Origin of the sequence: Microcoleus sp. Pol14D4 (assembly GCF_036701245.1) — a bacterium.
Taxonomy (GTDB): Bacteria; Cyanobacteriota; Cyanobacteriia; order Cyanobacteriales; family Microcoleaceae; genus Microcoleus.
Genome location: NZ_JAUBQM010000148.1, coordinates 1 through 5,663 on the forward strand (window position 1 = coordinate 1; position 5,663 = coordinate 5,663).

Annotated in this window: 7 protein-coding genes; 5 read left to right on the forward strand and 2 right to left on the reverse strand. The window is 46.0% G+C overall.

What is annotated here, in order from left to right; genetic code table 11:
• Positions 1 to 86 precede the first annotated feature (86 nt).
• The 3 genes from ureE (at position 87) to ureG (ending at position 1,998) form a co-directional block, all read left to right on the forward strand.
• Positions 87 to 524: an urease accessory protein UreE gene (gene ureE / locus QUA33_RS27240; protein WP_333152772.1), complete on the forward strand. Its 438-nt coding sequence runs from the start codon at positions 87 to 89 to the stop codon at positions 522 to 524.
• A gap of 109 nt (positions 525 to 633) precedes the next feature.
• Complete coding sequence (locus QUA33_RS27245; RefSeq protein WP_333152774.1) at positions 634 to 1,347, forward strand: urease accessory protein UreF; 714 nt, start codon at positions 634 to 636, stop codon at positions 1,345 to 1,347.
• Positions 1,348 to 1,398: 51 nt separating this feature from the next.
• Positions 1,399 to 1,998: an urease accessory protein UreG gene (ureG, locus tag QUA33_RS27250; protein ID WP_333152776.1), complete on the forward strand. Its 600-nt coding sequence runs from the start codon at positions 1,399 to 1,401 to the stop codon at positions 1,996 to 1,998.
• A 70-nt stretch (positions 1,999 to 2,068) separates the two neighbouring features.
• Here ureG and murG read toward each other — a convergent pair whose 3' ends face one another.
• Positions 2,069 to 3,133 carry an undecaprenyldiphospho-muramoylpentapeptide beta-N-acetylglucosaminyltransferase gene (murG, locus tag QUA33_RS27255; RefSeq protein ID WP_333152778.1) on the reverse strand — a complete coding sequence of 355 codons (1,065 nt, stop codon included), beginning with the start codon at positions 3,131 to 3,133 and terminating at the stop codon, positions 2,069 to 2,071.
• A 221-nt stretch (positions 3,134 to 3,354) separates the two neighbouring features.
• Between murG and QUA33_RS27260 the strand changes: the two genes are divergently transcribed.
• Both QUA33_RS27260 and QUA33_RS27265 read left to right on the forward strand, forming a co-directional pair.
• Positions 3,355 to 4,260 carry a nuclear transport factor 2 family protein gene (locus tag QUA33_RS27260; RefSeq protein ID WP_333152780.1) on the forward strand — a complete coding sequence of 302 codons (906 nt, stop codon included), beginning with the start codon at positions 3,355 to 3,357 and terminating at the stop codon, positions 4,258 to 4,260.
• 264 nt (positions 4,261 to 4,524) lie between these two features.
• Positions 4,525 to 5,313 carry an SDR family oxidoreductase gene (locus QUA33_RS27265; protein ID WP_333152782.1) on the forward strand — a complete coding sequence of 263 codons (789 nt, stop codon included), beginning with the start codon at positions 4,525 to 4,527 and terminating at the stop codon, positions 5,311 to 5,313.
• A 46-nt stretch (positions 5,314 to 5,359) separates the two neighbouring features.
• Here the strand turns inward: QUA33_RS27265 and QUA33_RS27270 are convergent.
• A partial coding sequence (locus QUA33_RS27270) for a hypothetical protein (protein WP_333152784.1) occupies positions 5,360 to 5,663 on the reverse strand: 304 nt, incomplete at its 5' end.

Below are 5,663 nucleotides of genomic sequence, written 5' to 3' on the forward strand. Positions count from 1 at the left end.
TTAATTATGAAATGGAACCGAAAGATCAAAAACAAAGGTAACGCGAGTTGATGCAGTTTAGATGTCGAACAGCTTAGAATATAAAAATGCTAACATTCACAAAACATTTGCCTGCAAATCCCGATGCTATTGTCAGCTTTACTTTACAAATGACATCGGACGATCGCACTCGCAGCCGCCACCGATTCGAGACGGAAACGGGGGAAAGGCTGCACCTGAGTTTGCCCAGAGGTACGGTACTGCGCGATCGAGATTTATTGCAGTCGGAAGACGGTAGCTGTTTGGTACTGGTAAGTGCAAAACCCGAACCGGTGCTGACAGCCCGCGCATCAAGTCCGCTGCTACTGATGCGGGCGGCTTATCATTTAGGAAACCGTCACGTAGCTTTAGAAATTGCCGATAATTATTTAAGGCTTTCTCCCGACTCTGTATTGCAGGGAATGCTGGAAAAAATGGGTTTGGAAGTAATAGAGGAAATTGTGCCGTTTCAGCCAGAAATTGGCGCTTACGGGCACAGCCATTAGATTTTAGATTTTAGATTTTAGATTTTAGATTTTAGATTTACTCCCACCCTGCAATCCGAGGGCTTATAACCAAATTAGTTTGGGTAATTCAAGAAGTCAACAGTCAACAGTGAACAATCAACTTTTATGTTTGTTACAGCTAGCTTTTGCACCTGTGGGAGCTTATAGTTATTCTGAGGGAATCGAAAGTCTGGTAGAAACCGGTGCGATCGACAGCGAGATTACTTTGAGAAATTGGTTAGAAAATTCGCTCCAATTCGGGGCTGTTCGAGTAGAAGCCGCTGTGGCGGTAAGGGCTTTGAGGGCGGCAAAGATACGCGATTTGACGGCTTTCAATTACTGGAATGCTTGGGCGACTGCTACTAAAGAAACAGAAGAGTTGCGCTTGCAAAGTTGGCAAATGGGACGGACTTTGGTCAGGTTGCTGCTGGATTTGCGTGAAGCGAAGCTATCCCGCAGGGAATCGCCAGTTGCTTCTGGGTTAACAACAATTGTAAAAGAATTCGTGGAATCTGGCAGCAATCAGTGCAATTTTGCGATCGGCTTTGGCATTGCCGCCGCCAACTGGCAGATAGAAGAGGAAGCCGCCGTGTTAGGATATTTGTACAGTTGGGCTGCAAATTTGGCGAGTGCGGGCGTGAAACTGATTCCCTTGGGTCAAACAGCCGGTCAACAGTTACTGTTAGATTTGCAGTCTCAAATTAGCTGTACGGCGCAAGAAGTTTTAAAATTAGAAGATGATGACCTTGGCAGTTGCAGTTGGGGATTAGGACTGGCTAGCATGGCGCACGAAACTCAGTACACTCGGTTGTTTCGCAGTTAAAAATCAGAAAATCTAAAATCTAAAATCTAAAATCTAAAATCTAAAATCGCTATGGGTGCTTTTCGTGTAGGAATTGCTGGGCCGGTTGGTTCGGGAAAAACTGCTTTACTTGATGCTTTGTGCAAGGCGCTGCGGCAGCAATACCAGATTGCGGTTGTTACTAATGATATCTATACTCAGGAAGATGCCCAGTTTTTGGTTCGGAGTCAAGCTTTAGAGAGCGATCGCATTTTGGGCGTAGAAACGGGAGGCTGTCCCCACACAGCCATCCGCGAAGATGCTTCTATTAACTTAGTAGCGATAGAAGAGTTAGAACAAAAATTCACTGATTTAGATTTAGTATTTGTCGAAAGTGGCGGCGATAACTTGGCGGCAACATTTAGCCCGGAGTTAGTAGATTTAACGATTTACGTAATCGATGTCGCTGCAGGCGATAAAATTCCGCGCAAAGGCGGGCCAGGAATTACTAAATCTGATATGTTGGTAATTAATAAAACAGACCTCGCACCTTATGTAGGAGCAGATTTAGGCGTGATGGAACGGGACGCGAAAAAAATGCGCGGCGACAAACCTTTTGTTTTTACTAACTTGAAGACCAAAGAAGGATTAGAATCAGTAGTTAAATTCCTCCACTCCCATATCGTCGTCTAAAACATCAGCCTGCATCTGCGTTCATCTGCGTTAATCAGCCTTCATCTGCGGTTAAAACTCCTAAAAACTATCACCTCACCACCAATTCTTTGACCAAATTAGCCAAACGTTCTGTACTGTCTGTCACCGCTAATTCAGAAGCGGCTTGAGACATTTTTGCCAAATATTCGGAATCTCTTAACAAATACAACACTTTGCTTTGCAACACATCTGCAGTCAGTTCGCTTTGACGGAATACCACGGCGGCGCCGGCTTTAGCAAATACTTCCGCATTAAATCTTTGGTGGTCGTCAGCGGCGTGAGGAAAAGGAATTAAAATAGAAGGTACTCCCGTCACTGCTAATTCTGTCAGAGCACTCGCGCCCGATCGACTAATTGCTAAATTCGCTCGCTGCAACAAACTCGCCACATTGTCGTAAAATGGCATCGACAAATATTGCTCGTGTTTCAAACTCTCAGCATCCGGGTCATTATTTCCGGTGAGGTGAACCACCCAAGCACCGGCATCAAACCAAGCCGGAGCACACTCGCGCACTAACTTATTGACTGCGACAGCACCTTGAGAGCCGCCCATGACTAAAATTACAGGTACGTTGTCAGGAATTGGCAAATTTAGAGGTTGGCGAGTCAGGAATTGCGATCGCACCGGTGTACCAGCAACTACGGTTTTCGCACGGGGTAAATGTTGGGCCGCGGCTTCAAATCCGATCGCCACCGCAGTGCACAAAGGACTAAACCAGCGCGTCACCTTCCCCGGAATGGCATTAGATTCGTGGAGAATTACCGGCAAGCCCAAAGAACGAGCCGCCAGAATTGCCGGTGCTGCGATGTAACCGCCGGTAGTAAACACTCCCTGAAAATTTCCCGCTTTGAGCAACTTCCGCACCTGAAGGATCGAGCCGGCGAGTCCGCCCAAAATTCGCACTGTACCGAGTCCAAATCGCTGCTGAAAGCCTTCAACGGCGATCGTGTGGAGGGGGTAAAGGGATGAAACTAACTCGGTTTCCATGCGGTCTGGAACTCCCAGCCATTCGATCTGACAGTCGTTCAACTGCCCAGCGGTGGCGATGGCGGGAAATAAATGTCCGCCAGTGCCGCTAGCTGCAACCAACAACCGGAGGGGGGCTTTTGTCAAGGTATTTGTTTCTTTTTTTACAAGTACAAGTTCCACAGGTCGATCAATTTTATATTTGAGGTTTTAGATTATTATGCTTATTATTCCGGCAGTTTCAGCCAATTTTGAATCAGCCATCTAAAATTAGATTGTGCCGTGTCCCTGCTTCCGTTGTCAGTTTTCGTTGCAGGCAAACATTTGCCCAAGCTACGACCCCTGACAAATAACCAAATTATCATCTAATGCGTAATTTTTTGAATTTAGTGCCAAGTGCATCTCAGTATTTTTCCAGCCGTCGGGACAAAAAAACCGATCGCGCGATCGTTTTTGGCTTTAACGGCGGGCAGTCGATCGCTCAAATGTTGTTATGTTTAACAGTGGTAAGTGCTGGCGTGCTGCATCCTAGTGCGGCAAGAGCGATCGGTGCGATCGCGGCGACTCCCCGAACGATCGCCCAAACCCCTGCAAATGCGCCTGCCCCACTCACAAAAGTGCTAACAGAAATTGACGCAGCGGCCAACCGGCGCGATGTCAAAGCAGTCATGGCATTTTACAGCCCGAATTTCACTCATTCTGACGGCTTAAACCGCCAAAGCATGGAAAAAGCCCTCACCCAACTCTGGAATCGATATCCGAGTTTAAATTACCGCACCGAGATCAAATCTTGGAAAACCGAAGGTAGCGCTATTCTCGCAGAAACCATAACTACAATTGCCGGCACTCAAAAAAAGGATGGCAGAGAATTAATTCTCAAATCTACCATCCGTTCCCAGCAGCGCTTTGAAGGTGAAAAAATAGTTAGTCAAGAGATTTTAGCAGAACAAACTCAGCTTAGTTCGGGGCAAAATCCTCCTACAATTCAAGTGAATTTTCCGGATCAAGTTAAGGTGGGCGAAGAGTACCATTTTGATGCCATTGTGCGAGAGCCGATCGGCGATGATATTTTAATAGGGACTGTTTTGGAGGAACCCATTAGCGACAAAACCTTGTTTAATCCCTCAGAAGTCGAGCTGGAGTTGCTAAATTCCGGGGGAATTTTTAAAGTAGGTAAAGCTCCGGCTACTCCCGAAAATCGGTGGGTTTCAGCAGTTTTGATGCGACAAGGCGGAATTGCAACAGTTAGTGTGCGATTGCGAGTTGTCAAATAATAAAATAGGTGTTATGGGCATGGGGCATGGGGCATGGGGCATGGGGCATGGGGCATGGGTAATGGGTGATTAGTAAGTGGTAAGTGGTATAGCGGTTATTAGTCACACGAGGTACATATTTGAAAATAAAAAAATATCATTAAAGGAATTAAACATACCTCACTATAGCGAGAAAGGCTATAGCAAATAACAACTAACAAATAACAAAACTAACAAATAACCAATGACAACAACAGTCAACAGTCAACTAACAACTGACAAAAAATGATTTCTATCCAAAACCAAATTGTTTTCATTACAGGTGCGAGTAGCGGTATCGGAGCAGCCTGTGCCAAGATATTCGCCAAAGGAGGAGCAAAACTAATTTTAGCAGCCCGCCGCCTTGAAAAGCTCGATCGACTGGCAAACGAACTTGTAGAAACAAAATTGATTGCGTCGGCGAACGAGATTTATTTGCTAGAATTGGACGTGCGCGATCGCCTGCAAGTGGAATCGGCGATAACTGCGCTTCCCGATGCCTGGAAAAGCATCGATATTCTGATTAACAATGCGGGATTGAGCCGTGGTTTAGACAAACTGCACGAAGGCAACTTCCAAGATTGGGAAGAAATGATTGATACCAATGTTAAAGGCTTGCTTTACATGACTCGCGCGATCGTGCCGGGAATGGTAAGCCGAGGCCTCGGCCACGTAGTGAATATCGGCTCCATAGCAGGCCGCCAAGCTTATCCGAAAGGCAATGTTTATTGCGCTTCCAAAGCAGCAGTGAGAGCTATTTCCGAAGGGTTGAAACAAGACCTTTTGGGAACACCAGTGCGGGTAACAGAAATAGAACCTGGTTTGGTGGAAACAGAATTTAGCAATGTCCGGTTTCACGGCGATTCAGAAAAGGCAAAAAATGTCTATCAAGGATTGACACCGCTGACTGCTGACGATGTAGCCGATGTGGTGTATTTTTGCGCGACGCGATCGCCCCACGTCAATATTAGCGAAGTCTTGCTAGTTCCGACAGACCAAGCTAGTGCAACTCTGGTTCACCGAAAAGAGTTTTGAGTTTTTAGTGGTAAGTGTCCGGATTGCGATCGAATTCTCAGGAAACTTAATTGGTAGATGCACCCTGATTAATTAACTCCCGACCAATTTTGGCCGGGTTTTTTTTGGCGATCGCACGCCCTCGCCAAAAATTATCCCAAATTCTGCCAAAGTTTCCTGAAAGAGGTGCTGTGAGACGGGAGACTAAATTAGTAGATGCACCCTGATTAAATAACTCCCGACCAATTTTGGTTTGGGGTTTTTTTTTGCGGTATCGACGGTGATGTTGAAAAAGTGGCGTTGCTGAATTAGGGTATGATACGAGCAAAAATACGGGAGGGGAGTCGAAAATGATTTCCAGGATTTTGATG

Excerpts from the sequence above, each read along its gene's own strand:
- ureE (WP_333152772.1), top strand. The coding sequence starts at position 87 with ATGCTAACATTCACAAAACATTTGCCTGCAAATCCCGATGCTATTGTC.
- ureG (WP_333152776.1), top strand. The coding sequence starts at position 1,399 with ATGGGTGCTTTTCGTGTAGGAATTGCTGGGCCGGTTGGTTCGGGAAAA.
- QUA33_RS27260 (WP_333152780.1), top strand. The coding sequence starts at position 3,355 with ATGCGTAATTTTTTGAATTTAGTGCCAAGTGCATCTCAGTATTTTTCC.
- QUA33_RS27265 (WP_333152782.1), top strand. The coding sequence starts at position 4,525 with ATGATTTCTATCCAAAACCAAATTGTTTTCATTACAGGTGCGAGTAGC.